The organism is Amycolatopsis sp. NPDC047767, assembly GCF_040704195.1.
GTDB lineage: Bacteria > Actinomycetota > Actinomycetes > Mycobacteriales > Pseudonocardiaceae > Amycolatopsis.
Map to the genome: position 1 here is coordinate 42,506 of NZ_JBEYSJ010000009.1, position 25,314 is coordinate 67,819.

Annotated in this window: 25 protein-coding genes and 1 pseudogene; 16 read left to right on the forward strand and 10 right to left on the reverse strand. The window is 71.7% G+C overall.

Annotated features, from left to right (window positions below):
- Nucleotide 1: 1 nt before the first annotated feature.
- Together AB0878_RS18245 and AB0878_RS18250 are read right to left on the reverse strand one after the other, a co-directional pair.
- Nucleotides 2–913 carry a glutaminase gene (locus AB0878_RS18245; protein ID WP_366581196.1) on the reverse strand — a complete coding sequence of 304 codons (912 nt, stop codon included), beginning with the start codon at nucleotides 911–913 and terminating at the stop codon, nucleotides 2–4.
- A gap of 48 nt (nucleotides 914–961) precedes the next feature.
- Nucleotides 962–1,411 (reverse strand): group II truncated hemoglobin, encoded by a 450-nt coding sequence (locus AB0878_RS18250; RefSeq protein ID WP_366581197.1) that lies wholly within the window; start codon nucleotides 1,409–1,411, stop codon nucleotides 962–964.
- A gap of 275 nt (nucleotides 1,412–1,686) precedes the next feature.
- Here AB0878_RS18250 and AB0878_RS18255 point away from each other — a divergent pair, with 275 nt between their 5' ends.
- Together AB0878_RS18255 and AB0878_RS18260 are read left to right on the forward strand one after the other, a co-directional pair.
- The gene (locus AB0878_RS18255; RefSeq protein ID WP_366581199.1) at nucleotides 1,687–2,538 is read left to right on the forward strand and encodes a hypothetical protein; all 852 of its coding nucleotides are present in this window, start codon (nucleotides 1,687–1,689) and stop codon (nucleotides 2,536–2,538) included.
- 65 nt (nucleotides 2,539–2,603) lie between these two features.
- Entirely contained in the window at nucleotides 2,604–3,491 is an 888-nt protein-coding gene (locus AB0878_RS18260) for an alpha/beta hydrolase (protein WP_366581201.1), read from the forward strand.
- A 38-nt stretch (nucleotides 3,492–3,529) separates the two neighbouring features.
- Here the strand turns inward: AB0878_RS18260 and AB0878_RS18265 are convergent, their stop codons facing one another.
- Complete coding sequence (locus AB0878_RS18265) at nucleotides 3,530–3,679, reverse strand: hypothetical protein (protein WP_366581203.1); 150 nt, start codon at nucleotides 3,677–3,679, stop codon at nucleotides 3,530–3,532.
- Between the two features lie 16 nt (nucleotides 3,680–3,695).
- Complete coding sequence (locus AB0878_RS18270) at nucleotides 3,696–5,288, reverse strand: sulfatase-like hydrolase/transferase (protein ID WP_366581205.1); 1,593 nt, start codon at nucleotides 5,286–5,288, stop codon at nucleotides 3,696–3,698.
- Between the two features lie 161 nt (nucleotides 5,289–5,449).
- Here AB0878_RS18270 and AB0878_RS18275 point away from each other — a divergent pair, with 161 nt between their 5' ends.
- Complete coding sequence (locus tag AB0878_RS18275) at nucleotides 5,450–5,881, forward strand: OsmC family protein (RefSeq protein WP_366581207.1); 432 nt, start codon at nucleotides 5,450–5,452, stop codon at nucleotides 5,879–5,881.
- A 162-nt stretch (nucleotides 5,882–6,043) separates the two neighbouring features.
- Nucleotides 6,044–6,778 carry a VIT1/CCC1 transporter family protein gene (locus AB0878_RS18280; RefSeq protein WP_366581209.1) on the forward strand — a complete coding sequence of 245 codons (735 nt, stop codon included), beginning with the start codon at nucleotides 6,044–6,046 and terminating at the stop codon, nucleotides 6,776–6,778.
- A gap of 12 nt (nucleotides 6,779–6,790) precedes the next feature.
- Here AB0878_RS18280 and AB0878_RS18285 read toward each other — a convergent pair whose 3' ends face one another.
- Complete coding sequence (locus AB0878_RS18285) at nucleotides 6,791–7,474, reverse strand: SDR family NAD(P)-dependent oxidoreductase (protein ID WP_366581211.1); 684 nt, start codon at nucleotides 7,472–7,474, stop codon at nucleotides 6,791–6,793.
- 125 nt (nucleotides 7,475–7,599) lie between these two features.
- On the opposite strand from AB0878_RS18285, the pseudogene AB0878_RS18290 reads away from it, so the two are divergent.
- A pseudogene (locus AB0878_RS18290) lies at nucleotides 7,600–8,422 on the forward strand (helix-turn-helix transcriptional regulator).
- Between the two features lie 3 nt (nucleotides 8,423–8,425).
- On the opposite strand, the gene AB0878_RS18295 reads toward AB0878_RS18290, so the two are convergent.
- On the reverse strand, nucleotides 8,426–9,208 hold the full coding sequence (locus AB0878_RS18295; RefSeq protein ID WP_366581213.1) for an inositol monophosphatase: 783 nt from the start codon (nucleotides 9,206–9,208) through the stop codon (nucleotides 8,426–8,428).
- An 82-nt stretch (nucleotides 9,209–9,290) separates the two neighbouring features.
- On the opposite strand from AB0878_RS18295, the gene AB0878_RS18300 reads away from it, so the two are divergent.
- Entirely contained in the window at nucleotides 9,291–10,226 is a 936-nt protein-coding gene (locus AB0878_RS18300; protein WP_366581215.1) for an Lrp/AsnC family transcriptional regulator, read from the forward strand.
- Nucleotides 10,227–10,229: 3 nt separating this feature from the next.
- Here AB0878_RS18300 and AB0878_RS18305 read toward each other — a convergent pair whose 3' ends face one another.
- Nucleotides 10,230–11,852: an AMP-binding protein gene (locus AB0878_RS18305; protein WP_366581217.1), complete on the reverse strand. Its 1,623-nt coding sequence runs from the start codon at nucleotides 11,850–11,852 to the stop codon at nucleotides 10,230–10,232.
- A gap of 16 nt (nucleotides 11,853–11,868) precedes the next feature.
- Complete coding sequence (locus tag AB0878_RS18310; protein ID WP_366581219.1) at nucleotides 11,869–13,518, reverse strand: AMP-binding protein; 1,650 nt, start codon at nucleotides 13,516–13,518, stop codon at nucleotides 11,869–11,871.
- Between the two features lie 125 nt (nucleotides 13,519–13,643).
- Here AB0878_RS18310 and AB0878_RS18315 point away from each other — a divergent pair, with 125 nt between their 5' ends.
- Genes AB0878_RS18315 through AB0878_RS18325 form a run of 3 tightly spaced genes read left to right on the forward strand, consistent with a single transcriptional unit; the run spans nucleotide 13,644 to nucleotide 16,519 of the window.
- Nucleotides 13,644–15,029: an FAD-dependent oxidoreductase gene (locus AB0878_RS18315; RefSeq protein WP_366581221.1), complete on the forward strand. Its 1,386-nt coding sequence runs from the start codon at nucleotides 13,644–13,646 to the stop codon at nucleotides 15,027–15,029.
- On the forward strand, nucleotides 15,030–16,151 hold the full coding sequence (locus AB0878_RS18320) for an LLM class flavin-dependent oxidoreductase (protein ID WP_366581222.1): 1,122 nt from the start codon (nucleotides 15,030–15,032) through the stop codon (nucleotides 16,149–16,151).
- A complete protein-coding gene (locus AB0878_RS18325) occupies nucleotides 16,148–16,519 on the forward strand; it encodes a nuclear transport factor 2 family protein (RefSeq protein ID WP_366581224.1) in 372 nt (123 codons plus the stop codon). Before AB0878_RS18320 ends, AB0878_RS18325 begins: the two co-directional genes overlap by 4 nt.
- Here the strand turns inward: AB0878_RS18325 and AB0878_RS18330 are convergent.
- Nucleotides 16,514–17,623 carry a hypothetical protein gene (locus AB0878_RS18330; protein WP_366581226.1) on the reverse strand — a complete coding sequence of 370 codons (1,110 nt, stop codon included), beginning with the start codon at nucleotides 17,621–17,623 and terminating at the stop codon, nucleotides 16,514–16,516. The genes AB0878_RS18325 and AB0878_RS18330 overlap by 6 nt on opposite strands.
- A 196-nt stretch (nucleotides 17,624–17,819) precedes the next feature.
- Here AB0878_RS18330 and AB0878_RS18335 point away from each other — a divergent pair, with 196 nt between their 5' ends.
- Genes AB0878_RS18335 through AB0878_RS18365 form a run of 7 tightly spaced genes read left to right on the forward strand, consistent with a single transcriptional unit; the run spans nucleotide 17,820 to nucleotide 23,466 of the window.
- Nucleotides 17,820–17,987 (forward strand): hypothetical protein, encoded by a 168-nt coding sequence (locus AB0878_RS18335; RefSeq protein WP_366581228.1) that lies wholly within the window; start codon nucleotides 17,820–17,822, stop codon nucleotides 17,985–17,987.
- On the forward strand, nucleotides 17,984–18,394 hold the full coding sequence (locus AB0878_RS18340; RefSeq protein WP_366581229.1) for a nuclear transport factor 2 family protein: 411 nt from the start codon (nucleotides 17,984–17,986) through the stop codon (nucleotides 18,392–18,394). Before AB0878_RS18335 ends, AB0878_RS18340 begins: the two co-directional genes overlap by 4 nt.
- Before the next feature lie 31 nt (nucleotides 18,395–18,425).
- Nucleotides 18,426–19,991 carry an AMP-binding protein gene (locus tag AB0878_RS18345; RefSeq protein WP_366581231.1) on the forward strand — a complete coding sequence of 522 codons (1,566 nt, stop codon included), beginning with the start codon at nucleotides 18,426–18,428 and terminating at the stop codon, nucleotides 19,989–19,991.
- Nucleotides 19,988–20,440, forward strand: a complete 453-nt coding sequence (locus AB0878_RS18350) for a VOC family protein (RefSeq protein ID WP_366581232.1) — start codon at nucleotides 19,988–19,990, stop codon at nucleotides 20,438–20,440. The genes AB0878_RS18345 and AB0878_RS18350 overlap by 4 nt, the downstream gene beginning before the upstream one ends.
- 22 nt (nucleotides 20,441–20,462) lie before the next feature.
- Nucleotides 20,463–21,815, forward strand: a complete 1,353-nt coding sequence (locus tag AB0878_RS18355) for an FAD-dependent oxidoreductase (protein WP_366581233.1) — start codon at nucleotides 20,463–20,465, stop codon at nucleotides 21,813–21,815.
- A 60-nt stretch (nucleotides 21,816–21,875) separates the two neighbouring features.
- A complete protein-coding gene (locus AB0878_RS18360; RefSeq protein ID WP_366581235.1) occupies nucleotides 21,876–22,637 on the forward strand; it encodes an SDR family NAD(P)-dependent oxidoreductase in 762 nt (253 codons plus the stop codon).
- A gap of 28 nt (nucleotides 22,638–22,665) precedes the next feature.
- Nucleotides 22,666–23,466, forward strand: a complete 801-nt coding sequence (locus tag AB0878_RS18365) for an SDR family oxidoreductase (protein WP_366581237.1) — start codon at nucleotides 22,666–22,668, stop codon at nucleotides 23,464–23,466.
- A 9-nt stretch (nucleotides 23,467–23,475) separates the two neighbouring features.
- On the opposite strand, the gene AB0878_RS18370 is transcribed toward AB0878_RS18365, so the two are convergent.
- Nucleotides 23,476–25,239 (reverse strand): biotin carboxylase N-terminal domain-containing protein, encoded by a 1,764-nt coding sequence (locus AB0878_RS18370; RefSeq protein WP_366581238.1) that lies wholly within the window; start codon nucleotides 25,237–25,239, stop codon nucleotides 23,476–23,478.
- Between the last annotated feature and the right edge of the window lie 75 nt (nucleotides 25,240–25,314).

The following is a 25,314-nucleotide window of genomic DNA, read 5'->3' on the forward strand; positions in this document are numbered from 1 at the left end:
ATCAGAAGATGCTGAGCCCGGTGACGTTGCCGAACGTCTCGAGCGCCATCGCCGCGGACACGGAGTTGCCCTTCTCGTCGAGTCCCGGCCCCCACGCGGCGATCGCGCAGCGGTCCGGCACGATCGCGAGGATCCCGCCGCCGACGCCGCTCTTGCACGGCAGCCCCACGCGGTAGGCGAACTCGCCGGCGGCGTCGTAGGTGCCGCAGGTGAGCATGATCGCGTTGATGCGCCGGGCGTCCTGTTTGGACAGCAGGCGCGTGCCGTCGCGGCGGACGCCGTGGCGCGCCAGGACCAGCCCCGCGCGGGCGAGCTCGACGCACGAGGCCATGATCGAGCACTGGCGGAAGTAGTGGTCGAGCATCTCGTCGACGGGGTTGAGGACGTTGCCGAAATCGGCCATCAGGTAGGCCAGCGAACGGTTGCGGTTCCCGGTGCGCGTCTCGGACTCGGCCATCGCCGGGTCGTAGGTGAGGCCGGGGTTCCCGGTCTCCGCGGCCATGAACGCGCACAGCGCACCGCAGGCGTCGCCCGTGTCCGCGAGGAGCTGGTCGGTGACCAGCAGCGCGCCCGCGTTGATGAACGGGTTGCGCGGCACGCCGCGTTCGATCTCCAGCTGGATCAGCGAGTTGAACCGCGTCCCCGACGGCTCCCGGTTCACGCGCCGCCAGATCGACGCGTCGTCGTGCCCGAGCACGTGCGCCAGCGCGAAGGCCTTCGAGATGCTCTGGATCGAGAACGGCACCTTGGCGTCACCCACCTGGTGCAGCTCGCCGTCGACGGTCGCCACCGCGAACCCGAACTGACCGGGGTCCACGCAGATCAGGTCGGGGATGTAGTCCGCCACCTTGCCCGCCCCGATGTGCGGCCGCGTGGCCGCCCACACCTCACCGACAGCGCGCTCGTAGTCCACCGGCCGCCCTTCCCGCACGTGATCCCAGCGGGCTCGATGATGTCACGCCTACTGCGGGTCGTCGCCGGCCCAGGTCCAGCGGGGAACCTCGCGCAGGGGATGGAGGTCGGCGTCGGTTTCGGCGTGCGAGTTCTGCAGGGCGACCTGGGAGCCGAACTCGACGTGTTCGCGCACGGCGTCCCGGAAGGGCGCGTCGGCGGGCATGCCCGCGGTGTCGAGGGCTGCGAGGTAGAGCTGCACGAACCGCTGCCGCTGGGCCTCGGTGATCTTCAGCCCCCGGTGGACGGCGATGAGGTGCGCGAACCCCAGCTCACGCGAGAAGCGCTCCGGACCGCCGAACGACTCGGCCGTGAACGCCGTCAGGTGCTCGACGTGCCTCGGCTGCCCCGCGCCGAACAACGGCTGCAGCAGCGGGTCCACCAGCACGCTGTCGTAGAACACCTGCTCCAGCCGATGGAGGGCCGCTTCGCCGCCGGCGTGCTCGAACAGTGAGGGCATGCACCCAGCCTAGGCCCGATATCGCCCACGACGGGCAATTTCGCCGCCGGCGTAGCCGGTGATGAACCACCCGGCCCCAGCCGCGGTGACCGACTGACCCTCACAAGCGTCACTACCGCCTCGGCGAGCGCGGGAGCCCCTGACTGATCACGGTCCGCAGTCGCCGTTCGACCGTGCGCGAAACCGGGATCTCCGCATGGCGGATTCCTCGGCCGCCCATTGCCAGGTACAGATGGTAGTCGACCTGTTACGTTCTGGCGCCTGGGGAGGGCGAGTTGAACGACTACTTGTCCCTGTTGCCATCGACATTGCAATGGGTGTCGAACCGGCTGGGGTCTGTGTCGGACGTGCCGTGGCCGCTGTGGATCGGTCTCTTGTTCCCGGTCTACGTCGCGGCGATTTCGGTGGTGATCTGGTTGTTGCGCGGTCGCTTCTGGTTGGTGCACTGCGCGTATCCCAAGACCAGCAAGGGCTGGGAGTGCCGGAACTGGGTGCCGGGCGAGTGGTCCCGGTGCAGGCATCACAACCGGCGGCGGAACTACCGGTTCGGACACTCGGTGAATCCCGGCATTCAACGATGGCAGACCTTCGACAAAGGCGACGTGATCGTCGACCGGCCGGAACGCGGCGTCGGCTTGGTACGGCTCCGGCCGGCCGGTGCGACGTTGCTCTACCAGCGCGGGTATCCCCGCCCACCGTTGTTGGTGCTGCGGCAGCTGCCGGCCACGGCTGCGGCAGCGTGGCGTCGGATCCGCCAGGCTCGGATCAAACGCCCCGCAGGCAGCCAGCGGGTCGAGGTCAGGCCTGGTGATGTGCGCACAGATGTCGCGGCGGGGCTCGAGCGCGTGGTGGCCGCGACCCGATTCGCCATGGTCGCGTTCGTTGCGGCAATCGTGCTCACGGGCGTGGCGGTCCTGGTCAGCGGTGCGGCGCAGACGTTGCTGCAGTACCTGGCGACGCTGGGCTTCGTTCTGGCTTGGGCCGCGACGAGTTCTGGGATCTACAGCCGCAGCGAGACGTGGTTGCGGGGTGCCTGCCTGAAGGGCTTGAAGTGGTGGTTCTTCACCTTCGTCCCGGTCGCAGTGCTCAACCTGGTCTTCACCGTCGCGAACAGTGCGCCGGCCTGAGGCCGGCACGGTGCGCCGGCCGGCGGGTTACAGTCGATCATGAAGCCGCCCCGTCGGAGGTGTCGATGAGTGTTCCCTTGCCGGAGGAGTTCGGGTATCGGCGGGTCGACGTGGGGGGCGTGCGGATCAACTGCGCGGTCGCCGGGGAGGGGCCGCCGGTGTTGCTGCTGCACGGGTATCCGCAGACGCACCTGATCTGGCACCACGTCGCGCCGCGGCTGGCGGAGGGGTTCACCGTGGTGCTGACCGATTTGCGCGGGTACGGCGACAGCGACAAACCGGCCGGGGGCGACCACGAGTACTCCAAACGGGCCATGGCGGACGACCAGCTGCAGCTCATGGCGAAGCTGGGTTTCGACCGCTTCGCCGTCGCCGGGCACGATCGGGGCGGGCGGGTGGCGCATCGGCTCGCGCTCGACGCGCCCGGGGCCGTGAAGGCGGTGGCGGTGCTGGACATCGTCCCCACCCGGTACGCGTTCCAGCACGCCGGCAAGGACTTCGGCCTCGGGTACTACCACTGGTTCTTCCTCGCCGCCGGCAACGGCATCCCCGAGCGGCTGCTCGCCGGTGACCCCGGGTTCTGGGTCACCTCGCGCATGCACTCCCGCCACCACGGCGGCACGCCCTTCGACCCCGCTGCCGTCGCCGAGTACGTGCGCTGCTTCTCCACGCCGGAGGCGATCGCCGCTTCGTGCGCGGACTACCGCGCCGCCGCGGGCATCGACCTCGAGCACGACGACGCGGACGCCGCGGCGGGCCGGCTCGTGACCAGCCCGCTGCTGGCGCTGTGGGGGAGCAGCAGCTTCGTCGGCCGGACCTACGACGTGCCCGCGGTGTGGCGCGAGTACGCGACGGACCTGCACACGCTCGCCGTCGAGAGCGACCACTACCTGCCGGAGGAACAACCGGAGATTGTCGCCGCAGCGTTGCGGGACTTCTTCACGGAGACCTGAGCCCCGGCACCGGTCCTGGCCGACGTCAGCGGATCCGGTCAGGAAGTCGCGGGGATCTCCGGCTGCGACAGCCGGGCGTCGAGTGAGCGCAGGGCCTGGGCCGTGAGACTGGGAGTCGTGGCGGCCAGTTCCCACACGGACAGCGCCGCGACCGAGGCGGCGAAGTCGTCGTCGGCGAGCATCGGCAAGTGGCGCGCGAGAACTTCACGGACGGCCGGGGCCAGTTCGCCGATCGGGGTCCGGACGGCGGAGCCGAACTCGGACGCCGGCGGGAGCTCCTCCAGCACGGCGAGGGCGTTGTCGCGCTGGGCGCGGACCAGGAGGTGCGCCCGGGTCACCGGTCCGTCGGCGGGCAGGCCGAGGCGTTCGAACTGGGACGCGGGCGCGTCGGCGGCCCGCATCAGGTCGGCCAGCCGGGTGGCCATGGTCAGCTCGAGGTCGTCGTCGACCAAGGGGTTGTGCTGGCCGGGGTCGGTTTCGAGGTCGAACAGCAGGGTGCCGAACGCGTGCGGGTCGCCCCAGGCGTAGCCGGGCAGGCGCAGCACCGGCGCCCTTGGTGAAGGGCAGGGGCGGGATCAGTTCGGCGTCGCGGAGTTCGGCGGGGGAGAAGCGGGTGTTCATGTGGGTCGGCATGAGGGTGTGCTCGAACAGCGGCTCGTTCGCGGGGGTGGCGGAGGCTCGCAGGTAGACGTACCGGCCGTCGGTGACGTTGACGTGGGCACCGAAGCTGCCGAACAAGCAGGCTTCCCGCGTGGTCGCGCCCGTCATCGGGAGGCCTTGCATGTCGGGAGGCCTTGGTACGCCGAAGAAGTCGAGCAAAGTCGGTCCGAAGTCGACGGTCTGCACCAGCTCGGCCCGGCGCTCGCCGCGGGCGCCGGTGCGCGGATCCCAGACGAACAGGGGCGTGTGGATGTTCTCGTCGTACCACGGTTGCACGTTCTTGCCCCACCAGCCGTGCTCACCGAGCAGCAGGCCGTGGTCGGTGCAGACGATGAGGAGGGTGTCGTCCCACAGCCCGTGGGTGTCCATCGCGTCGAGGACCCGGCCGAGGGAACTGTCGCACATGGACAGCAGGGCGCGGTACTCGTCGCGGACCCGCACCGTGTCGCCGGGTTGTTCGGTGACGCGGCGGTAGCCGGGCCAGTCGTACTTCGGGCCTTCGTGCTGCAGCGAATACCGCGCGCGATGGTCCTCGGTGGCGACGAACGGTTCGTGCGGGTCGAAGCACTCGATCTGGAGGAACCAGTCCTGCTCGCCCGCGTTGGTGCCGAGGAACTCCAGCCCGGCGTCGACGGTGAGCGTCTGCGGGTGCTGCCCGGGTTTGAGGAAGTGCTGCCGGTTCACCCAGTGCTGGCGGATCATCGCCGACGCCCGCCGCGCCCCGACCGCCGGTTCCGGGATGTCGGGATCGGCGACCTGGCCCTTCCAGCGGTCGCCTTCCTGGCCGCGGAAGAACTCGTAGGTGTCGAAGCGGTTGTGGTAGGTCGCGCCGCCGTCTTCCCAGTAGTGCCGGTGATCCGTCACGAGGTGGGTGTGCACGCCGTGGCGCGAGAGCAGTTCGGGCACGGAGTCGTCGAACGGTTCCAGCGGACCCCACGACCGGTGCAGGAAGTTGTAGCGGCCCGTGTGCAGCTCCCGGCGCGCCGGCATGCACGGCATGCTGCCCGCGTAGCAGTTGTCGAACGTCACGGCCGCCTCGGCCAGGCGCTCGAACTGCGGCGCGTGCACCCCGGTCGCCCCGTACGGCGGCAGGTACCTGCGGTTGAGCGTGTCGAACAGGACGACGATCGCGCGCATGCGCCGGGCTCCTCCTCGTCAGGCGGGTTCCACCCCGCCCAGCCTAGGGAACCCGGGGGACGCGCAGCGGCCGAACTTTGGCGAACGCGGCCCCCGCCTGATTGACTGTGGCTGCCCGGCTCGGCCGGGCACCAGGCACCCAAGACGATTCTGGAGGACGCATGCCCGTCTCGAAGGCGCACGCGAACTGGAACGGCGACCTTCCCACCGGATCCGGGCAGTTCACCGCCGGGGGAGGCAGCATCACCGGGAGCGTGACCTTCAAGTCGCGCTTCGAGGACGGCCCGGGGTCGAACCCGGAACAGCTCATCGCCGCGGCGCACGCGTCGTGCTTCTCGATGGCGCTGGCCAACACGCTGGCGACCGCGGGATTCCCGGCCGAGTCGATCGAAACGGACGCTTCGGTCACGCTGCGTCCGGTCGACGGCGCCCCGACGATCATCAAGATCGAGCTCGTGACGGAGGGCCGCGTGCCCGGCGTCAACGAGGAGCAGTTCAAGGAGTACGCGGCGCAGGCCAAGGCCGGCTGCCCGGTCAGCCGCGCGCTGGCGGGCGTCCCCGAGGTCACGCTGGACGCGTCGCTGGCCGGCTGAGCCACGCGGGCGCTCGCTCCCGCGCGGGGCGAGCGCCCGACCAGTCCGGGACCCCACGACCCGTCCCGTCGCGGCGGCCGAGGCGATCACCCCGTGACGCCGCACCGCGAACGAGCCAGATCCCGGCGGGCGGACCCGGAACGCCCCGGTGAGAATCGGGGCATGAGTGAACGCTCCGAGCCCGGTGGTCGCCGGGCCGCGACCACCGGCTGGGCCCACCGCCACCGCGACGTCTCCGGTGGCTGGCTCCGCCCGACCGTGTTCGGCGCGGTCGACGGCCTGGTCACCAACGCGGCCCTCATCGCGGGTGTCGGCGGCAGCGGCGTCGCGCCGCACACGATCGTGCTCACCGGGCTGGCCGGCCTGGTCGCCGGGGCGTTCTCGATGGGTGCCGGCGAGTACGTGTCGGTGACCAACCAGAACGAGCTCGTGCAGGCCGAGGTCGCGCTCGAAGCCGACATGCACGCCCGCTTCCCGCAGCAGGAGCACGACGAGCTGGTCAGCCGCTTCGTCTCCTACGGCGCCGACGACGACACCGCCCGCCGCATGGCCGAAGCCGTCGCGCGCGACCCCGACCAGGCGCTGCGGCTGCACACGCGCGAGGAGCTGGGTGTCGACCCGCAGGACCTGCCGTCCGCGCTGCTGGCGGGCAGCGCGTCGTTCGTCGCGTTCTCGATCGGTGCGCTGCTGCCGTTGCTGCCGTACCTGCTCGGCGCGAGCACGCTGGTCGTGTCGCTGATCCTGACGGCCCTCGCGCTGCTCGCCGGAGGGATGACGGTCGGCAGGCTGACCGGGCGGCCGTGGGTCCACTCCGGACTGCGGCAGCTCGTCCTCGGCGCTCTGGCCGTCGCCGTGACCTACGGAATCGGCCAGCTGATCGGCGCGCCGGTCAGCTGAGGACGCCCGTGGTCACCAGCCCAGCTCGCGGTCGTCCTCCTGGAAGGTGCCGGTGGGGCCGTCGGTGCCGATCGTGGCCATGCGGACCACCGCGCGGGCGCTGACCTCGACCGGGCGGCCCTCGCTGTTGGCCATGCCACCCAGCTCGGTGGCGGTGTAGCCCGGCTCGACCGCGTTGACCTTGATCTCCGGCACGGCCCGCGCGTACTGGACGGTGAGCATGGAGACGGCGGCCTTGCTCGCGCCGTACACGATCGCGGACACGTGCGACGCGGGGCGGGCGGGGTCGTGGTTGGCCGCGAAGGAGCCGAGCGCGCTGGAGATGTTGACGACGACCGGGTTCGCGGACCGCTTCAGCAGCGGCAGCGCGGCTTCCGTGACGCGGACGATCGAGACGGCGTTGGTGTCGAACACTTTCAGCGCGTCGGGGCCGTTGAGGGCGAGCAGGGCGATGCCGGCGTTGTTGACGAGGACGTCGAGCCCGCCGTCGGCGTCGATGCGGGCGAACGCGGCGGTGACGGAGGCGTCGTCGGTCACGTCGAGCCGCACGAATCGCGCGCCGATTTCCGCGGCGGCGGCGCGGCCGCGGGCTTCGTCGCGGGCGCCGAGGTAGGCGGTGTGCCCGGCGGCGACGAGCTGGCGGGCGGTTTCCTTGCCGAGGCCGCGGTTGGCCCCGGTGATCAGTGTTGTGGTCATGCCTCGAGCGTGCGCTCCGGTCGCGGCAGCAGACAGCCGTCGCGTTTTCCTGGGACTGGCGGGGCCAGGACAACGGCGGCGGCCGGGGGCAGACTGACGGGGTGGAGTCGTGGGAGTTCGGGCGGATGGTGCGCCGCTGGCGAGACCGGGTGGCGCCCGAGACCGTCGGCGTGCCGGTCGGGACGCGACGGCGGGCGAGCGGGCTGCGGCGCGAGGAGCTCGCCGCACTGGCCGGGATCTCGGCCGACTACCTGACGCGCCTCGAACAGGGCCGGGCGACCGGGCCGTCCGCGCAGGTGGTGGAGGCGCTCGCCCGGGCGCTGCGGCTGTCCGACCAGGAGCGGGACCTGCTCTTCCGCCTCGCGGGCCACGCGGCGCCCGGGCTCGACGTCGTCACTTCGCGGGTCACGCCGAGTGTCCAGCGCCTGCTCGACCGTCTGGCCCACACCCCGGTCGTCGTCTACGACGCCACCTGGACCGTCCTGCTCGCCAACGCGCCGTACGACGCGTTGATGGGCGAGACCTCGACGTGGCGCGGCATCGAACGCAACGCCGTGTGGCGCAACTTCGTCGGGCCGCGCAATCGCATCGTCCACAGTGCACAGGAGCAGGCCGACCACGAGGCCCGGCTGGTCGCGGACCTGAGGCTCACCGCCTCGCGGTACCCCCGCGGACCACGCCCTGCGGCGGCTCGTCGGCGAGCTCGCCGACCAGAGCCCGCGCTTCGCCGAGCTCTGGGACGCCGACGCCCCGATGTCGCCGCCGGACCCGGCGCGGCACAAGACCGTGGCGCACCCGGCGGCCGGGCCGATCACCCTCGACTGCGACACCCTCGTCGTGGCCGGCGACGACGTGCGGATCATGGTGTACACCGCCGAACCCGGTACCGAGGACGCGGAGCGCTTGGCGTTGGCGATCGTGCTGGGCACGCAGGCGCTGGTCGAGTAGCGATCACGCGTTTTTCAGCGGGTCCAGGAAGGCGCCGTGGAGCTGGGCGGGCCCGGCGAGGAACGACGTGACCTGCGGGCGCCAGGGGTTGCCGTCGACGTCGGTGACGACCGCGCCGGCCTCGCGGGCGATCAGGCTCGCGCCGAGGAGGTTGCCGGCGTCGCGGCCGTACAGCCATAAGCCGTCCATGCGCCCGGCGGCGACGTCCGCGATCTGCAGGGAGGTCGGGCCCAGGTTACGGACGGCGCCGACGTGGGGGAGGACGGCCGCGAGCGAGCGGCCGGCTTGCTCGGCGGCGCCGGGCTGGGTCGTGATGAACGGCGGCTGGCTGGTGCCGACGAGCGTGACCGGGAGCTCGGCCGTGGCGGACGGGGTGAGGCGCTCGCCGTTGAGGAATGCGCCGAGGCCGGTCGCCGCGTGGTGGGTCTCGCCGCGGACTTCGCTGTGGATCACGGCGGCGACCGGGGCGGCGTCCTCGACGAGGGTGATGCTGACGCACCAGTGGGGCAGGCCGCGCAGGTACTGGACGGCGCCGTCGGCGAGGTCGACGACCCAGCGCTGCTCGCCGGGCGGGACGGTGGTGTCGATCTCGTCGGCCCAGGCCACGCCGGGCCGCAGTCCGGTGAGCCGGGCGCGGAGTGCGCCTTCGGCCGAGTGTTCCAGCGCGTCGAAGGTCTGGCGGAACTCGGCGAAGGTGGTGGGGGCCGTGGGCCTGGGCCGGGCGGCGAGGAGGCGGCCGGCTTCGCGGGCCGCGGTGATCATGCCGTCGATGAGGGTGGTCGTCATGGGACAAGCGTGCTCCCGGGTGGGTGCCAGGTACGGATTTCGACGGCATTTTCGATCGGATTTGGTGCCATCATGGCTGGTGGTGAGCGATGACGTCCTCGAAGACGATGATCTGCGGCTGATCGCGGCCCTGCAGTGCGACGGCCGCGTGACGATCGAACGCGCGGCGGCCGTGCTCGGCCTCAACCAGCGCACGGTCCGCCGTCGACTGCGCGTGTTGCTGGACGGCGCCGTGCGCGTGGTCGCCACCCGCCCGCGCGCCGCGTTCCCGGGCGCGACCCTGCTGCGGATCCGGGAGCTGCGCGGCAAGATCGACGCCGTCACCGCGGCGCTCGCCGCCCGCGACGACGTCCTCTACCTCGACCTCTCCCACGCCGGCGATGAGATCTCGGCCGCCGTCCTGTCCGACCCGAGCCGCCGCAACGCCCTCGTCTTCCGCCAGCTCCCCGCGACGACCGCCGTCACCGTGATCCACGCCGAAACCGTCATGCACGTCTTCTCCGACGCGAGCGACTGGCGCCTCGACGTGCTCACCGTCGCCGAACGAGCGGCACTCACCGTGGCGGCCACTCCGGACGCCGCCGGCCCCCTCGACGCCGTCGACTCCGCGATCCTCACCGCACTGGCCCGCGACGCCCGCCTGCCCGCGGCCACCGTCGCCGCCGAGGTGCGCCACCCCGAGTCCACCGTGCGCCGCCGCCTCGCCACCCTCCTCACCGACGGCCGCCTCCTCACCCAGACCTTCGTCGACCCGCACCGCCTCGGCCTCCGCATCGACGCGAACATCACCATGCAGGTCCCACCCGCGAACCTCGACCACGCCGGCCGCACCCTCGCCCACCACCCGGCCGTCCACGGCGCCCTCGCCACGACCGGCCGCGCCAACCTCCACGCCGCCGTCTGGCTGCGCGATCTGGACCACCTGTACCGCTTCGTCACCGAGGATCTGGCGCAACTGGGGGTGGAACGGGTGGAGACCTTCCTGGTGGGTGAGGCGGTGAAACGGCCGGGGAAATGAGGACTAGCCGGTCTGCTTCGAGCGCGACGACAGCCGGGGCGCTTCGGTGATGCCCGCGGCGCGCAGTTCCGAGGCGATGGTCTCCCGCAGGCGGAACTTCTGCACCTTCGTGCCCGACATCGGCCAGTCCGTGACGAAGCGGATGTAGCGGGGCACCTTGAACGTCGCGATGCGGCCGAGGCAGTGGTCGATCAGGGTGCGTTCCGTGGCGTGCGCGCCGGGGCGGAGCTGGACGAAGGCGGCGGCCACTTCGCCCAGGCGGGCGTCCGGGGCGGCGACGACCTGGACGACGCCGCAGGCGGGGTGGGCGGCGAGGCAGTCTTCGACCTCGGCGGCGGAGACGTTTTCGCCGCCGACTTTGAGCATGTCTTTGAGCCGGGAAACGAAGGAGAGGCGGCCGGCGGAGTCGGCGACGACCAGGTCGCCCGTGGAGAACCAGCCGGCGGGGTCGAGGCGTTCGGCGGTCAGCTCGGGGTCGCGGTGGTAGTGGGAGAACAGGGAGGTGCCGCGGAACTGGAGCTCGCCGCGGGTGCCGGCGGGGACCGGTGCGCGGGTCGACGGGTCGACGACGCGGACTTCCATGTGCCGCAGCACTTTGCCGCTCGTGGTGGCGCGGACGTCGGCCGGGTCGTCGGGGGAGCCGACGCAGCAGAAGCCGAGGGATTCCGTCGAGCCGAGGGACGACATCTGCACGGCCGGGGCGATCCGGGCCTGCATGGCGCGCAGCCGTTCGGGCGCGCCGACGTTGAGGACCAGGCGCAGCGCGGACAGATCCGTACGGGCGAACTCGGGGTGGTCGAGCACGCGCAGCCAGATCGTCTCGAAGGCGGGAAACGCGACCGTGCACCGTTCTTCGGACAGCTGACGCAGCGCCGGACCCGGCTCGAACGGTCCGGTGTGGACCATCGCGCACCCGGCCGCCAGGGCTGCGAGGATGACGTCGTAGCCGCCGCAGTGGAACATCGGCAGGGCGGTCCAGAAGCGGTCCTGCGCGGTGAGACCGAGCCGTTCGGCGACGGCTTCCCCCTCGGCCACCAGGGAAGCATTGTCGTGCACACAGCCATTCGGCCGCGCGGTCGTGCCGGAGGTGTAGAGGATCAACGCGGGATCCTCGGCGCGCACACCGGCCCGGGCCGCGGCCGCTGTTCCGGCGTCGGCGGAATTCGCCGAGAACGCGACACGCGACAGCCAGCCGGCGGGCACCGGGCCGTCGTCCACGGCGACGACCGCACGCAGCACCGGCGCCCCACGCAGGGAAAGCTGCCCGGAACACGCCGCGAGCCCGGGCAGGGCCGACGCGAGGACCGGCCCGAGCGCGGTGTCGGCGAACAGCAGCCGCAGGTCCGCGTGCTCCACCACGTAGGCCAGCTCGGCGGCCTTGAGCCGCGGGTTCACCGGGACGGTGACCGCGCCCAGGTACGCGATCCCGAGCCAGGTCGTCACACTCGCGATGCCGCCCGGCACCAGCACGCCGACGTGGTCCCCGGGCCGGATTCCCCGTGCCCACAACGATCCCGCCAACCGCCGGGCCTCGACGGCGATCTCGCCGTAAGTCAAGCGCCCGTCCGGGAACACGACTTCGCGCCCGGCGGCGCACGACTCGAGCAGATCCGGGATGGTGGACATGGCCCCTCCAGAGCGACTACTGGCCGACCCGCGGCGCTTCCGTGATGCCGGCGGCCGCCAGCTCGTCCGCGATCCTCTTGCGCAGCTCCGCTTTCTTGATCTTCGTCCCCGACATCGGCCACTCGGTCACCCAGCGGACGTAGCGCGGCACCCGGTAGGACGCGATCCGCCCGACGCAATGCTCGATCAGCTCCCGCCCGGTCACCGTCCAGCCCGGCTTGAGCTGGACGAACGCCGCCGGCACCTCGACGTACCGCGCGTCCGGAGCCGCCACCACGGCCACGATCGCCACGGCCGGGTGCGTGAGCAGGTGCCCCTCGACCTCGGCCGCCGCGACGTTCTCGCCGCCCACCTTGAGCATGTCCTTGAGCCGGGAGACGAACGTCAGCCGCCCGCCGGAATCCGCGACGACCACGTCGCCGGTGTGGAACCAGCCGGCCGGGTCGAACACGCGCGCGGTCAGCTCGGGGTCGCGGAAGTACCCGTCGAACGTGTTGGGGCCACGGAAAAGCAGCTCACCCGGCACGCCGGCAGGCACGTCGAAACCCGAGGGATCGACGACCCGGCACCGCATCCCCGGCATCGGGTGCCCGCCGGTTTCCACGCGTTTGTCCGGCGGGTCGTCGAGCCGGTTGAGCGTGAGGAACGCCGCGGACTCGGTCATCGCCACGCAGGACACGTGCACCGCGTCCGGGAGCCGCGCCGCCATCGCGCGGAGCCGTTCGGGCACGCCGACCACCATCACGACCCGGATCCGCGACAGGTCGTGCGCGGCGAAGTCCGGCCGGTCGAGCACCGGCAGCCAGATCGTCTCGAACGCCGCCAGCGCGACGGTGACGCGCTCGCGGACCAGGAGCTCCAACGTCGTGGCGGGGTCGAAGAACCGCGGGTGCACGAACGTGGCGCCCGCCGTGAGGCAGGTGAGGGCGAAGGTGATCCCGCCGCCGTGGAACAGCGGGATCGCCGTCCACACCCGGTCTTGCGCGGTCAGTGGCATCCGCTCGCCGGCGATGCCGTCGGCCAGCCGAGTGAGTGCTTCGTGGCTGAGCATCGCGCCTTTGGGCGCGGCCGTCGTCCCCGACGTGTAGACCAGCAACGCGGTGTCGCGGACCCGCACGCTCGCCGCCGCCGCGTCGGCTTCGGCCGCAGTGCACGGGGTCGCGAAGAACTCCGCGGACGACATCAGCCCGCCACCGCCGGGACCACCCAGGTGCACGACGTGCTCCAGCTCGGCCGCGGCTCCTTCGGCGAGCCCCGGAAACGTCCGGTGCAGCAGCTCGGCGAAGTCGGGCTCGCCGGCCTGCGGGGGAGCGGTCACGAGCACCCGCATTCCGGAGTGCGTGACGATGCTCTCGAGCTCCACGGACTTGAACCGCGCGTTGACCGGCACCGCGATCGCGCCGGCTTCGGTCGCGGCCACCAGCATCGCGACGAGGTCGACCGACGCGGGCAGCAGGATCCCGACCCGGTCGCCGGGCTGGACTCCCAGCCCCAGCAGTGCCCGGGTGAACTCCCGGACGCGGTCGGCGAGGGCGCCGTAGGTGGCCCGTTCACCAGGGAAGACGAGGGCTTCTCGGTCGGGATGCGCCAGCGCGCCACGGCGCACCAGATCGCCCAGCGTGGTGGCAGCCACGGGCCGGACGGATCCGGCGGCTCTGCTCGTCATCGGCGACTCCCCGCTCTATCTACCGACCGTTTGACAAACTAGCGCGCTTACTCGATGGTGGACAAGCCGGAAAACCCAGCCGCGACAGTGCGTTCAACGCGACTGCGGCGAAGAAAGGTGATGCCGTGTCGAGCTACGACGTGGTGGTGATCGGGGCGGGCGCGGCCGGCCTGTGCGCGGGGGCGCTGCTCGCGCGCGAGGGCAAACGGGTCGTCGTGCTCGACCGCAGCCCGTATCTGGGCGGACGAGCCATGGCCGTGCCGGACGAGGGGTTCACCGTCAACCTCGGCGGGCACCTGATCGAAGACGGCGGATCCGGCCTCACCAAGGTGTTCGAGTACGTGGGCAAGGAGCTGATCCACGGCGAGGTCAGCAAGGAGATGCCGATCTGGGAGAACGGGTCGGGCTGGGGCTCGATCCGCGACCGCTACACCGACCGCGCGGAGCTCAAGAAGGTCGTCAAGGCGCTCGCCGACACCCCGTACTCCGAACTCGACGACTGGGACGACCGGCCGCTGCGCGAGTGGATCCACCAGCACACCTCCGACCAGGGCGTGGTGGACCTGTTCGAGTACATCTCCGTGCTGGAGTGCATGACCGACAACTGGTACGACCACTCCGCCAGCGACAACCTGTACGTGCGCAAGATGCACTACGAGGAGCGCAACACCGCCGCCTACTCGTGCTGGCCCGGCCAGGGCTGGGACGGGCTGTGGCGCGACCTCGCCGACGCGATCACCGGGCACGGCGGCGAGCTGCGGCTGGGGACCTCGGTCGAGCGCGTGATCGTCGAAAACGGTGCGGTGCAAGGCGTCGCGGTCGCGCGCGAGCCGAAGGTGCTGCCCAACGAGTTCTTCGAGGAGGAGATCCTCGAGGCCCCCGCGGTGATCTCCACGCTGCCGGTGTGGCACGTGCTGAACGTGGTGCCGCGCAGCGTGCTCCCGGAGTGGTACGCCTCGCAGATCGAGTTCCTGGCGCAGGACAAGTTCCGCATCGCCTGGCTCGGCCTCTACCTCGCCACGGAGGAGCCGGTCACGCGGTTCGACCCGCGTGAGCTCTCGACGTGGACCGCGACCCCGTCGACGGACTGCTCCGGGTTCATGTTCGACCAGTCGGCGATGGACCCGTCGTGCTCGCCCGAAGGCACGCACCTCCACGTGCTGGGCGCGATCATCCCCGGCGCGAAGGGCCGCGACCGCGAATGGTGCCGCGCCACGATGCAGGCCTTCGAACGCGACGTCGAGACGATGTGGCCCGGCCTGGCGAACCCGGTCTGGCGGCGCCGGCACCTGGTGTTCGAGCCGAGCTTCGGCGTGATCCAGATGCCCGGCCTGGTCGGGAAGTACCGGCCGCACTGGCGCGCGCCCAACGTCGAGGGGCTGTGGTTCGCCAGCGAGACCTTCCGCAGCCGTGGCGTCGGCACCGACCGTGCGGCCCGCGCCGCCCTCACGTGCGTCGAGGACTACCTCGGGGCGCGGATCCCGACGTTCGGCGATGGATGGAGGTACTGAGTGGAGCGTCTGCAGCTCGGTGTGCCCGGTCAGATCATGCCGCCCGCGGACGCCGCGGTGAAGTTCGCGCGCCGCAGCGAGGCCGAGGGCTTCGACGCCGTGTGGTGGCCCGACCACCTCATGGGCTGGCACGCCGACACCATGTGGACCGAGGATCTGACGCCGCTGGCCGCGGTGCAGCCCAACCCGCACGCGTACTTCGACCCGCTGATCATGATGGGGGTGGTCGGGGCGCAGACCGAGCGGATCAAGGTCGGGGTCGTCGTCACCGACCTGATCCGGCGCAACCCGGCGATGGCCGCGGCCAGTGCGCTGACGCTGGACCACGTCACGAAGGGCCGCGCGATCATCGGGCTCGGCTCGGGGGAACGGCTCAACATCTCGCCGTACGGGATGTCGTTCGACAAGCCCGTCGCGAAGCTGGGCGAAGGCATCGACGTGATGCGGCTGCTGTGGGAGGCCGACGGACCCGTCGACTACGCCGGGAAGTTCCACACCCTGGAGAACGCCGTCCTCGGATTGCAGCCCTACCAAGGAAAAGCGCCCGAGATCTGGACGGCCGCGCACGGCCCGCGGATGCTGGAGCTGACCGGGGCCAAGGCCGACGGGTGGCTGCCCACCAAGATGTCACCCGCGGAGTACGCCAAGTCGCTCACCACGATCCGCCAGTCGGCGCAGGACGCGCGCCGTGATCCCGGGGCGATCACGCCCGGCATGCTCGGGTACCTGCTCATGGGGCCCGACGAGGAGACCGTGCAACGGCTCACCGAAGCGCCACTCGTGCGCGCGTTGTGCGTTCTGCTGCCCGCACAGGTCTTCCGCGACCTCGGTGTCGAACCGCCGCTCGACGCCCGCCCGGGCGGATCCGGGTTCCACGACTTCATCCCCACGGCCGTGTCGCGGGCCGAGTCGCTGCGGATCATCGACGCGATCCCGCCGAAAGTCGTGCGGCACTACGCGTTCTGCGGTACCCCGGCCCAGGTGGCCGAGCAGCTGGCGGAGTACCGCGAGGCCGGGCTGCGCCACCTCGTCATGTGGAACATCACCGCGTTCGGCGACCCGTCGCTGGCGAGGTGGTCGTTCCAGGCGATGACGGAGCTGAAGAAGCTGGTCGGGTCGTGAGCCGGGCGGCGGTGGAGGCGTACTTCTCCGCGATCAACGCCGAACGGTTCGCCGAGCTGGCCGGGGTTTTCGCCGGCGACGTGGAGATCCACACCGTCGGCGCGGCCCCGGTCGTCGGCCGGGACGCGGCGATCGCGCACTTCACGAAGCTCCTCGCGGGCTATGCCGAGCACGACGACCGCGTGACGCGGTGGATCGAAGCCGGCGACGCCGTCGTGACGGAGATCGACTTCACGGGCCGCCTGCGCGACGGCCGGCCGATCGTCTTCACTGCACTCGACGTGTTCGACCTACGCGCGGGACGGATCGCGAAAGTTGCCACCTGGTACGACACCCGCGACGTGCGCCGCCAGGTGCTGGCGTCATAGGGCGCGGCCTTTCGCGGTCTGCACCATGTCCATCCGCTCGATGCCCGCCCCGAACGGCGCGGCCAGCGCGGCGAGACTCGCCAGCGCCTGCTCGTAGGCGGCCACCAAGGCGTCTTCGGCCGGGTAGTCGAAGGGGTCCGTGGTGCCCGACGCCCGCAGGAGCGGTTCGTTCGCCAGCATCCACTCCACGGTCTCGGCGATCCCGTCGGGCACCGAGACCACGTCGCGGTAGCCGAGGTCCTCGCGCAGCCGGGTTATGTCCACAATGGACGTCGGCGATTCCTGGCCGCCGAACGCCGACACCGCGAGGCCGGGGTTGGGCAGTTCCCGGGGCAGCGACCGGATTTCCAGGTCGCGGCCCGCGGCGCGGGCGACGAGCTGCGCCCACTGCCGCACGGTGAGCAGGTCGTCGTCGGCGACGTTGTACGCCTGGCCCGCCGCGATCGCCGGCCGGTCGACGGCCAGCAGTACGGCCTCGGCCGCGTTGCGCGCAGCGGCGCGGGAGTGGATGCCGTGCCCGCCGTCGGCGAGGACCAGCCACGGCCGTCCGTCGAGCACGCGGCGCACCACGTTCCACTCCCACGCATACGGGTTGCGCGGCCCGTAGACGGTCGGGTAACGCAGGTAGGTCGCGGCGAAGGAACCCTTGGTGCCCAACGAGAAAACGTGGTCTTCGGTGCGCCGGATCGGGCCGGTGCTGTAGCCGGCGAAGCGCGGCTCGTCCGGCGCGACGAGCGGGTGCGAGTCCTCGCGCACGGGCAGCTGCACGCCGTACGGGAAACGCGAACCCGGGTTGACGTAACCCTGGTAGACCGGCACCCCGCCGACCACGACCAGGTGTGCGCAGCGGTTCGCGACCGCGTCGGCGATGAGCCGGACCCGGCCGTAGGTCGCGACGACCACGTCCCACCCGCCCTCGCCCACGGCACGCGCGATGTCGTCCGCCTCGAACGGGCTGCCGTGGACGTGCGGCACGTCCGGCAGTTCCGCGACCTCGTGGCGGCCGGTGTGGAACACCGTCACCTCGTGCCCGCGGGTGAGCAGCCCGGCCACGATCGGGGGACCGGTCGGGCCGGTGCCGCCGACGACGAGCGCGCGGCTCATCAGGCCAGGGCCGTTCGGGGGAAGCCTTCCGGCCTGCCGTCGTCGTGCACTGCAGCCTCCCTGGGCGAGTCCTGTCCGCAGCATGGCAAGCCCGATCTTCACTGTCAAACGGTTGGTTGACAGACCCTTGTTGGGGCTCCGGTGTGGTGCTAATCTCACCGCTACCAAACGGCCGTTAGTCAGTGACGATGACGTCATGGAGGACGCCGATGTCCGCAGCCGCCACCGCTGGTACAGCTCGATCATGGCCTTCCTGCCGAACCTCTCGGGCGCCGAGCAGGTGACGGCCGAGCGCGGCGTGTTCACCCCCGCCCCCACTTCGCTGCCCCTGACCTTCACGCCGCCTGAGGAGGCACCCGCATGACCGCACGCGCCGAGATCGAAAACGTCCTGGGCAAGGCTTCTTGGGGCTACGACGAGAACGACGTCGACCTGATCGCCGATCAGTTCACGGAGACGGCCACGATGACCATGCAGATCGGCCGCGAAGGCGACCCGATCGGGCCGTTCGAGGGCCGCGAGGCGATCCGCAAGCTGCACGCCGACTCGCTGGCCGCGCAGACCGACCAGCGTCGGCACAACCTGTCGAACCTGGTGCTCACCAAGGAAACCCCGGACAGCGCGGCGACGACCGCGAACCTCACCCTGCTCTCGATCGAGAACGGCGCGGTGCGCGTGCTCTCCAGCGGCTGGTACCGCGACGAGCTGGTGAAGCAGGGGGACCGCTGGCTGATCGCGACCCGGCACATCTACCTCGACCTGCCGTACTGATCCCCGCACCGGCACCTACCAGAGGACACCCATGGTCAACATCGGACGGATCCCGGAGAAGTGGGCGGCGCTCACGCCGGCCCGGGACGCGATCGTCGACGCCCCGAGCGGCCGGCGGATGGACTGGAGAACGCTCGACGAACGCGTCCGCAGGCTCGCCAACGGGCTGGCGGGCGAGGGCGGTCTGGGTCTGTCGCAAGGGGACCGGGTCGCGATCCTGGCGAAGAACTCGATCGAGTACCAGGAGCTGTACTACGCCGCCGGGCGCGCCGGGCTCGTCACGCAGCCCCTGAACTGGCGGCTCGGAGCGGGCGAGCTGACCCGGATCGTCGCCGACGCGGCGCCGAAGGCGGTGATCGCCTCCGACGAGTGGCTCGACACCGCGAAGCAGCTGCAGGCCGCGGTGGACGTGCCGAACTGGCTGCAGTACGGGGAATCGGGCGACGGCAGCTACGAGGACCTGCTGGCCCGCAGCAGCACCGACGAGCCGGTGCAGTCGTCGTCGGTCGGTGACGCCGACCCGTTTTTCATCCTCTACACCGGCGGCACCACCGGCGAGTCGAAAGGCGCGTTGCACAGCCACACGAGCGTGTCGTTCGGGATGCTCAACCAGACTGTCGCCGAGCGCATCGTCGCGACCGACGTCTACATGCTGACCGGGCAGATGTACCACATCCCGGTGGTGCTCTCGATGAACTACCACCGCCACGGCTGCCCGCTGGTGCTGATGAACTTCGAGGCGCGCACGGCGCTGGAGCTCATCCAGGAGGAGCGCGTCTCGGCGTTCCTCGGCATCACCACGATGCTCAACTGGATGATGGCCGTGCCGGGCTTCTCCTCCTACGACATCTCGGCGCTGCGCAACATCCAGTACGGCGGCGGGCCCATGCCCTCATCGGTGGTGAAGGCGGCGCTGGACCAGTTCCCCTGCACGCTGATCCAGGGTTACGGGCAGACCGAGGGCACCACGATGTGCTTCCTGTCGCAGGAGGACCACCTCGACGCCGTGCGCGGCATCCACCCGGAGCGGCTGATGTCGTGCGGGCGCGAGGGTTTCGTCACGCAGGTCCGCGTCGTCGACCCGGACGGGCGCGAGGTGCCGAAGGACGGCCGGACCGCGGGCGAGATCATCGTGCGGTCCGAGGCCAACATGCTGGGGTACCTCAACCGGCCCGACCTCACCGAGAACACGATCCGCGACGGCTGGATGTGGACCGGCGACATCGCCACCTGGGACGCCGAGTCCTACGTGTTCATCGTCGACCGCGCCAAGGACATGATCATCTCCGGCGGCGAGAACATCTACTCGATCCACGTCGAGGAGGCGGTGAACAAGCACCCGTCGGTGCTGGAGTGCGCGGTGATCGGCGTGCCCGACGACGAGTGGGGCGAAGCGGTGAAGGCGTTCGTGGTGCTCAAACCCGAGACGACGGCCACCGAGGCCGACATCATCGCCACGGCGAAGCAGCACCTCGCGTCCTACCAGAAGCCCCGGTCCGTCGAGTTCGTCGACGCTCTGCCCAAGGCGCCCACGGGGAAGATCCTCAAGCGCGACCTGCGCCGCGCGTACTGGGCGGACCGCGGCCGGTCGGTGTGACGGCGGGACTGCACCACCTCGGCGTGCGCGTGGCGGAGCTGGAGCGGGCGGTGGCCTTCTACCGCGAGCTCGGCGCCGAACCGCTCGCAGGTGAGTTCACGCTCGACCCCGGTGCGGCCGCGCTGGCGATGAACACCGACCGCGAGGTGCGGGTCGCCCTGCTCGGGTTCCCGGACGGCAGCGGGATCGAGCTGTTCGAGTTCGGTGAGCCGGCGCCGCAGTGGTGTGCGGCGCCGGAGCCGGCGGCCCGGCTGCCGCACCTCGGCATCCGGGTCGACGACGTCGACGCCGCCCTGGCCCGGGCCGAGGCGGCCGGCGGCGAGCGGCTGTGGAACCGGCCGAAGCAGTGGGGTCCGGTGCGGGTGGTCTACCTGCGCGATCCGGACGGGACCGTGCTCGAACTGCTCGACGCGCCGCTGCGGGCGGTCGCCGACGTGGTCGCCCCGTGAACACCCGGCTGGAGGAGGGATCTTGTCCTACGACGTGATCGTGCTCGGTGCCGGCGTGTCCGGCCTGGTCACGGCGTCGCTGCTGGCCGAGCAGGGCCAACGCGTGCTGCTGCTGGAAAAGCACGCGTACCTCGGCGGGCGGGCGCGCGAGTACCGGTACCGGGGACACCAGCTCGGCCTGGGCAGCCACCTCGTCGAGGATCCCGGCGACTCGCTCACGAGGGTGTGCGCGCTGATGGGGCTCGACCTCGTGCACTCCGAACGCAGCGACTCCATGCCGTTCTGGACCAACGGCCGGGGCTGGGCGCCGATCCAGGAGCAGTACGCCGGCCGCGCGAAGCAGGGCCTCAAGCGGTGCATCCAGGCGCTGAACGAGACGTCGTACGAGGAGCTGGAGAACTGGAACCACGCTTCGCTGCGGGAGTGGATGGCGCAGTACACCTCGGATGAGGGCGTGTACACCGTGTGGGAAGCCATCTCCGTGCTGGAGCAGATCACCTTGCGGCCGTGGGAGCACTCGGCGTCGGAGAACCTCTGCACGCGCAAGCTGCACTACTCGACGCGGCGCACGGCCGGGTACTCGTTCTGGCCCCTGGGCGGCTGGGATGCGTTGTGGCACAACATGGTCTCGGCGTTCGAGGCCCATGGCGGTGAGCTGCGGCTGTCCGCGCCGGTCCGCCGGGTCGACGTGCGCGACGGCGCCGTGCGCGGCGTGACGCTGCGCGACGGCGAGGAGATCGAGGCGCCGCAGGTGGTCGTGTCGGCGCCCGTGTGGGATCTGCTGCGGCTGTTCGACGACGACGTGCTGCCGTGGGACCTCGCGGCGCGCATCCGGATGCTCGCGGCCAACCGGAACCGCGCTTGCTGGATCGGCTACTGGATCGCCGCGAAGGAGCCGGTGATCGCGATGACCGAGCGCGAGATGGCCTCGTTCCTGTCCACGCCGCGGTGCGGCCTGCCCGGCTTCACCCTCAACTTCACCGGCTACGACGGCGGGGTCTCACCCGCCGGGGAGTACCTGACGTGCGTCGGGGCCTCGTTCGACGCGACCACCCACTACGGCGACCGGGCCTGGCTCGACCGGAAGTTCGCCGAGCTGTGGGAGGACATCGAGGAGATGCTGCCCGCGGCGCGCGGTGCACTGTGGACGAAGCCGCACGTCGTCACCAGCTACGGCGTGATCACCAAACCGGGCCTCGTCGGTCCGGTCCGGCCCGACACCGAGGTCCGCGGCGTCGAAGGCCTGTGGCTGACCGGCGACACGACGCGCGCCCGCGGCATCGGGATCGACAAGGCCGCGCGCTCGGGCATCACGGCGGCCGAAGCGGTGCTCGGGCGGCGGCTCGACGCGTTCGCCGGGACGATGCGCTATTGACCGGAAATCTGGGGACGGCAACGACTTGCAGGAGACAACCATGGCGGGAAAGGCGTTTGCATGAGGATCGAAGGGTCCGTCGGCCTGGTCACCGGCGGTGCGTCGGGTCTCGGTGCCGGCACCGCGCGGCGGCTGGTCGCCGGGGGCGGCCGGGTGGGCATCCTGGACCTGGCGAGCTCGGCCGGCGCCGAGCTCGCGGCCGAGCTGGGCGAAGCCGCGCTGTTCGTGCCCACCGACGTGTCAGACGAATCGGCGGTGGAGAAGGCGGTCGGCGCGGTCGCGGAGCGGTTCGGGCGCCTCGACGTGTGCGTGAACGCGGCGGGGATCAGCCCGGCCGCGCGGGTGCTGTCGCGCAAGGGCGAGCTGCACCCGCTCGACCTCTTCCGGCGCACGCTGGAGATCAACCTGGTGGGCGCGTTCGACGTGCTGCGTCACGCCGTCGCCGTGATGACGCGCAATGAGCCGGGGCCCGACGGCGAACGCGGGCTGATCGTCAACGTCTCGTCGGCCGCCGCGCTGGAAGGGCAGGCCGGGCAGGCGGCGTATTCGGCGTCGAAGGGCGGCCTGGTCGCGCTGACCCTGCCGCTCGCGCGGGACCTCGCGATCTGGGGGATCCGCGTGATGACGGTGTGCCCGGGGATCATGGACACGGGCATGCTGGCCGGCGCCGACGAGAAGCGCCGCGCCGCGCTGATGGACCTGCACGTGTTCCCGAAACGCCTGGGCCGCCCCGAAGACTTCGCCCGGCTCGTGACGAGCTTCATGGAAAACGAGCTGCTCAACGGCGAGGTCGTCCGGCTCGACGCCGCGACCCGCCTCTGACCGCCCGATCGACGACGAGGAGTTTCCGATGTCCCGCAACGCCACGCCGCTGGCGGGCCGCATCGCCCTGGTGACCGGCGGCTCGCGCGGTGTGGGCCGCGCGATCGCGACGCGGCTGGCGGCCGACGGTGCCGCCGTCGCGGTCAACTACCGGCGTGACGCCGGCGCGGCCGAGGAGGTCGTGGCGGGGATCGCGGCCGAGGGCGGGACCGCGGTCGCCTACCGCGCTTCGGTGGACGACGAGGCCGCCGTCGGCGCCATGGTGCAGCGGGTCCGCGCCGACCTCGGCCCGGTCGACCTGCTCGTGAGCAACGCCGGGACGGCGAGCCGCGGCACGCCGATCGCGGACACCGAGGAGCAGGAGTACCTGCGGCTGCTGCGGGTGCACACGCTGGGACCGCTCGCGTTGATCCGGGCCCTGCTGCCGGGGCTTCGCGCCGCGGCCCGGGGTGACGTGATCGTGGTGTCGAGCGCGATCGTCGAGACCACGCCGGCGGGTGGTGCCGCGTACACGATGGCGAAGGCCGCGATGGAGACCGCCGCGCGGACCCTGGCGCACGAGGAGCGGCCGCACGGCGTGCGCGTCAACATCGTCGCGCCCGGCCTGGTCGCGACCGACATGGGCGAGCGGCTCGTCGCGGCCTCCGGCGCGCCGGCGATCGCCGACCTCGACGCGCGCTACCCCTTCGGCCGTGTGGCGCGGCCCGAGGACGTGGCCGGCGTGGTGGCGTTCCTCGCCTCCGCCGACGCCGATTACCTGACGGCGCAACGCATCCTCGTCGACGGCGGCGGCCCGGACGTCCCGATCGTCGCCGCGCCGCAGCGGTGACCGCCGGGCTCAGCCGAGCGTGATCAGCGGAGCCCCGGCGGCGACGGACGTGCCGGCGGAGACGAGGACGGTCCCGACGACACCACCGACGTCGGTGCGCACCTGCATCTCCATCTTCATCGCCTCCAGCACCGCGACGACGTCACCCGCGGCGATCTCCTGCCCGAGCTCGACCCGGACCTCGACCACGGTGGCGTCCATCGGCGCGGTCGGCGGTCCGCCGGCGGTCGCGCCCGCGGTGCTGCCGGATCCGCTGTCGCGCGCCGGGCGTTCCGACAGCGCGGCAACCACTCCCGGCCGCGCGGCGCGCCCGTAGACCGCGATCTCGACCGGACCGCGGTCCGTGGCGATCCGGACCAGCCGGGCGGGCACGGCGTTCGTCGCGGCGGCAGGCGGATCGGGGGGAGCGGCGGGACCGGGGGGAGCCGCGGCCGGCACCCACTCGCGTTCGACGGATCCCGTGTCGTGCCTGCCTTCCGTGAACGACGCCGATTCGAGGATCGTGCGCAGGTACGGCGCGGTCGTCGGCGGACCCGCGACCCGCAGCTCGCCCAGCGCGCCCACGAGCCGGCGCCGTGCGGTGTCGCGATCGGTGCCGTGGGCGAGGACCTTGCCGAAGAGCGAGTCGTACATCGCCGGCACCGCGTCGCCGGCTTCGACGCCGAAGTCGTTGCGGATTCCTGGCCCCAGCGGCAACGCCAGACCGGTCACGGTGCCCGGCGCCGGCCGGAAGCCCGCCGACGGGTCCTCCGCCGCGATGCGGGCCTGGATCGCGTGTCCGCGCACCACCACGTCGTCCTGCGTGAACGGCAGCGGCTCACCGAGCGCGACCCGCAGCTGCGCCGTGACGAGGTCCAGGCCGGTCACCAGCTCGGTCACGCCGTGCTCGACCTGCAGCCGGGTGTTCATCTCCAGGAAGAAGAACTCGCCGGTCTCCGGCAGCACGAGGAACTCGACCGTGCCCGCGCCGACGTAACCGACCTCGCCCGCCAGCGCCACGGCCGCCTCCCGCAGCGCGGTCCGCACGCGGTCCGGCAGGCCGAACGCCGGTGCCTCCTCGATCAGCTTCTGGTGCCGGCGCTGCACCGAGCAGTCCCGGTCGGCGAGGTGGACGACCGTGCCGTGCGCGTCGCCGAACACCTGCACCTCGACGTGGCGCACCGGCTGCAGGTAGCGCTCCAGGTGCACCTCCGGCCGGCCGAAGGCGGCGCCCGCCTCCCGCGCGGCCGCGGCCATCGCCTCGGAGAGCCCGTCGGCCGACGTCACGACGCGCATGCCCCGCCCGCCGCCGCCGAACGAAGCCTTGACCACCAAGGGAAACCCGATCCGGTCCGCCTCGGCCGCCGCCTGTTCGACGGTGAGATCCGCGGTGCCCGGCGGCACCGGCACACCGCACTTCTCCGCCACCGCGCGCGCCGCGACCTTGTCGCCCATCCGCGCGATGACCGCCGCGGACGGCCCGACGAACGTCAGCCCCGCCGCGGTGACCGCCTCGGCGAACGCGGCGTCTTCGCTCAGCAGGCCGTAACCCGGGTGCACGAGGCGCGCGCCGGCCGCCTTCGCCGCGCCCAGCACGGCGTCGATGTCCAGGTAGGACGCTCGTGCCGGCGGCGGCCCGATCCGGTGGGCTTCATCGGCGAGCCGGACGTGCAGCGCGCCGGCGTCCGCGTCGCTGTGGACGGCGGCGGCCCGCAGGCCGAGTTCGTGGCACGCGCGGATGACGCGCACGGCGATCTCACCGCGGTTCGCCACCAGGACGGTCGCCTCTGGCATGTCGGTTTCCCTCACGTCCGTGGTGTCGCTGCACACCCGTCTTGGGGGTTCCGTCGCGGACGACGAGCACCCCGT

What these genes read in the sequence shown, in the direction of transcription:
- AB0878_RS18360 (WP_366581235.1), top strand. Translation starts at nt 21,876, where the DNA reads ATGAGGATCGAAGGGTCCGTCGGCCTGGTCACCGGCGGTGCGTCGGGT.
- AB0878_RS18295 (WP_366581213.1), bottom strand. Translation starts at nt 9,208, where the DNA reads ATGACGACCACCCTCATCGACGGCATGATCACCGCGGCCCGCGAAGCC.
- AB0878_RS18335 (WP_366581228.1), top strand. Translation starts at nt 17,820, where the DNA reads ATGGAGGACGCCGATGTCCGCAGCCGCCACCGCTGGTACAGCTCGATC.
- AB0878_RS18270 (WP_366581205.1), bottom strand. Translation starts at nt 5,288, where the DNA reads ATGCGCGCGATCGTCGTCCTGTTCGACACGCTCAACCGCAGGTACCTG.
- AB0878_RS18285 (WP_366581211.1), bottom strand. Translation starts at nt 7,474, where the DNA reads ATGACCACAACACTGATCACCGGGGCCAACCGCGGCCTCGGCAAGGAA.
- AB0878_RS18250 (WP_366581197.1), bottom strand. Translation starts at nt 1,411, where the DNA reads ATGCCCTCACTGTTCGAGCACGCCGGCGGCGAAGCGGCCCTCCATCGG.
- AB0878_RS18370 (WP_366581238.1), bottom strand. Translation starts at nt 25,239, where the DNA reads ATGCCAGAGGCGACCGTCCTGGTGGCGAACCGCGGTGAGATCGCCGTG.
- AB0878_RS18345 (WP_366581231.1), top strand. Translation starts at nt 18,426, where the DNA reads ATGGTCAACATCGGACGGATCCCGGAGAAGTGGGCGGCGCTCACGCCG.
- AB0878_RS18280 (WP_366581209.1), top strand. Translation starts at nt 6,044, where the DNA reads ATGAGTGAACGCTCCGAGCCCGGTGGTCGCCGGGCCGCGACCACCGGC.
- AB0878_RS18275 (WP_366581207.1), top strand. Translation starts at nt 5,450, where the DNA reads ATGCCCGTCTCGAAGGCGCACGCGAACTGGAACGGCGACCTTCCCACC.
- AB0878_RS18340 (WP_366581229.1), top strand. Translation starts at nt 17,984, where the DNA reads ATGACCGCACGCGCCGAGATCGAAAACGTCCTGGGCAAGGCTTCTTGG.
- AB0878_RS18305 (WP_366581217.1), bottom strand. Translation starts at nt 11,852, where the DNA reads ATGTCCACCATCCCGGATCTGCTCGAGTCGTGCGCCGCCGGGCGCGAA.
- AB0878_RS18260 (WP_366581201.1), top strand. Translation starts at nt 2,604, where the DNA reads ATGAGTGTTCCCTTGCCGGAGGAGTTCGGGTATCGGCGGGTCGACGTG.
- AB0878_RS18365 (WP_366581237.1), top strand. Translation starts at nt 22,666, where the DNA reads ATGTCCCGCAACGCCACGCCGCTGGCGGGCCGCATCGCCCTGGTGACC.
- AB0878_RS18330 (WP_366581226.1), bottom strand. Translation starts at nt 17,623, where the DNA reads ATGAGCCGCGCGCTCGTCGTCGGCGGCACCGGCCCGACCGGTCCCCCG.
- AB0878_RS18310 (WP_366581219.1), bottom strand. Translation starts at nt 13,518, where the DNA reads ATGACGAGCAGAGCCGCCGGATCCGTCCGGCCCGTGGCTGCCACCACG.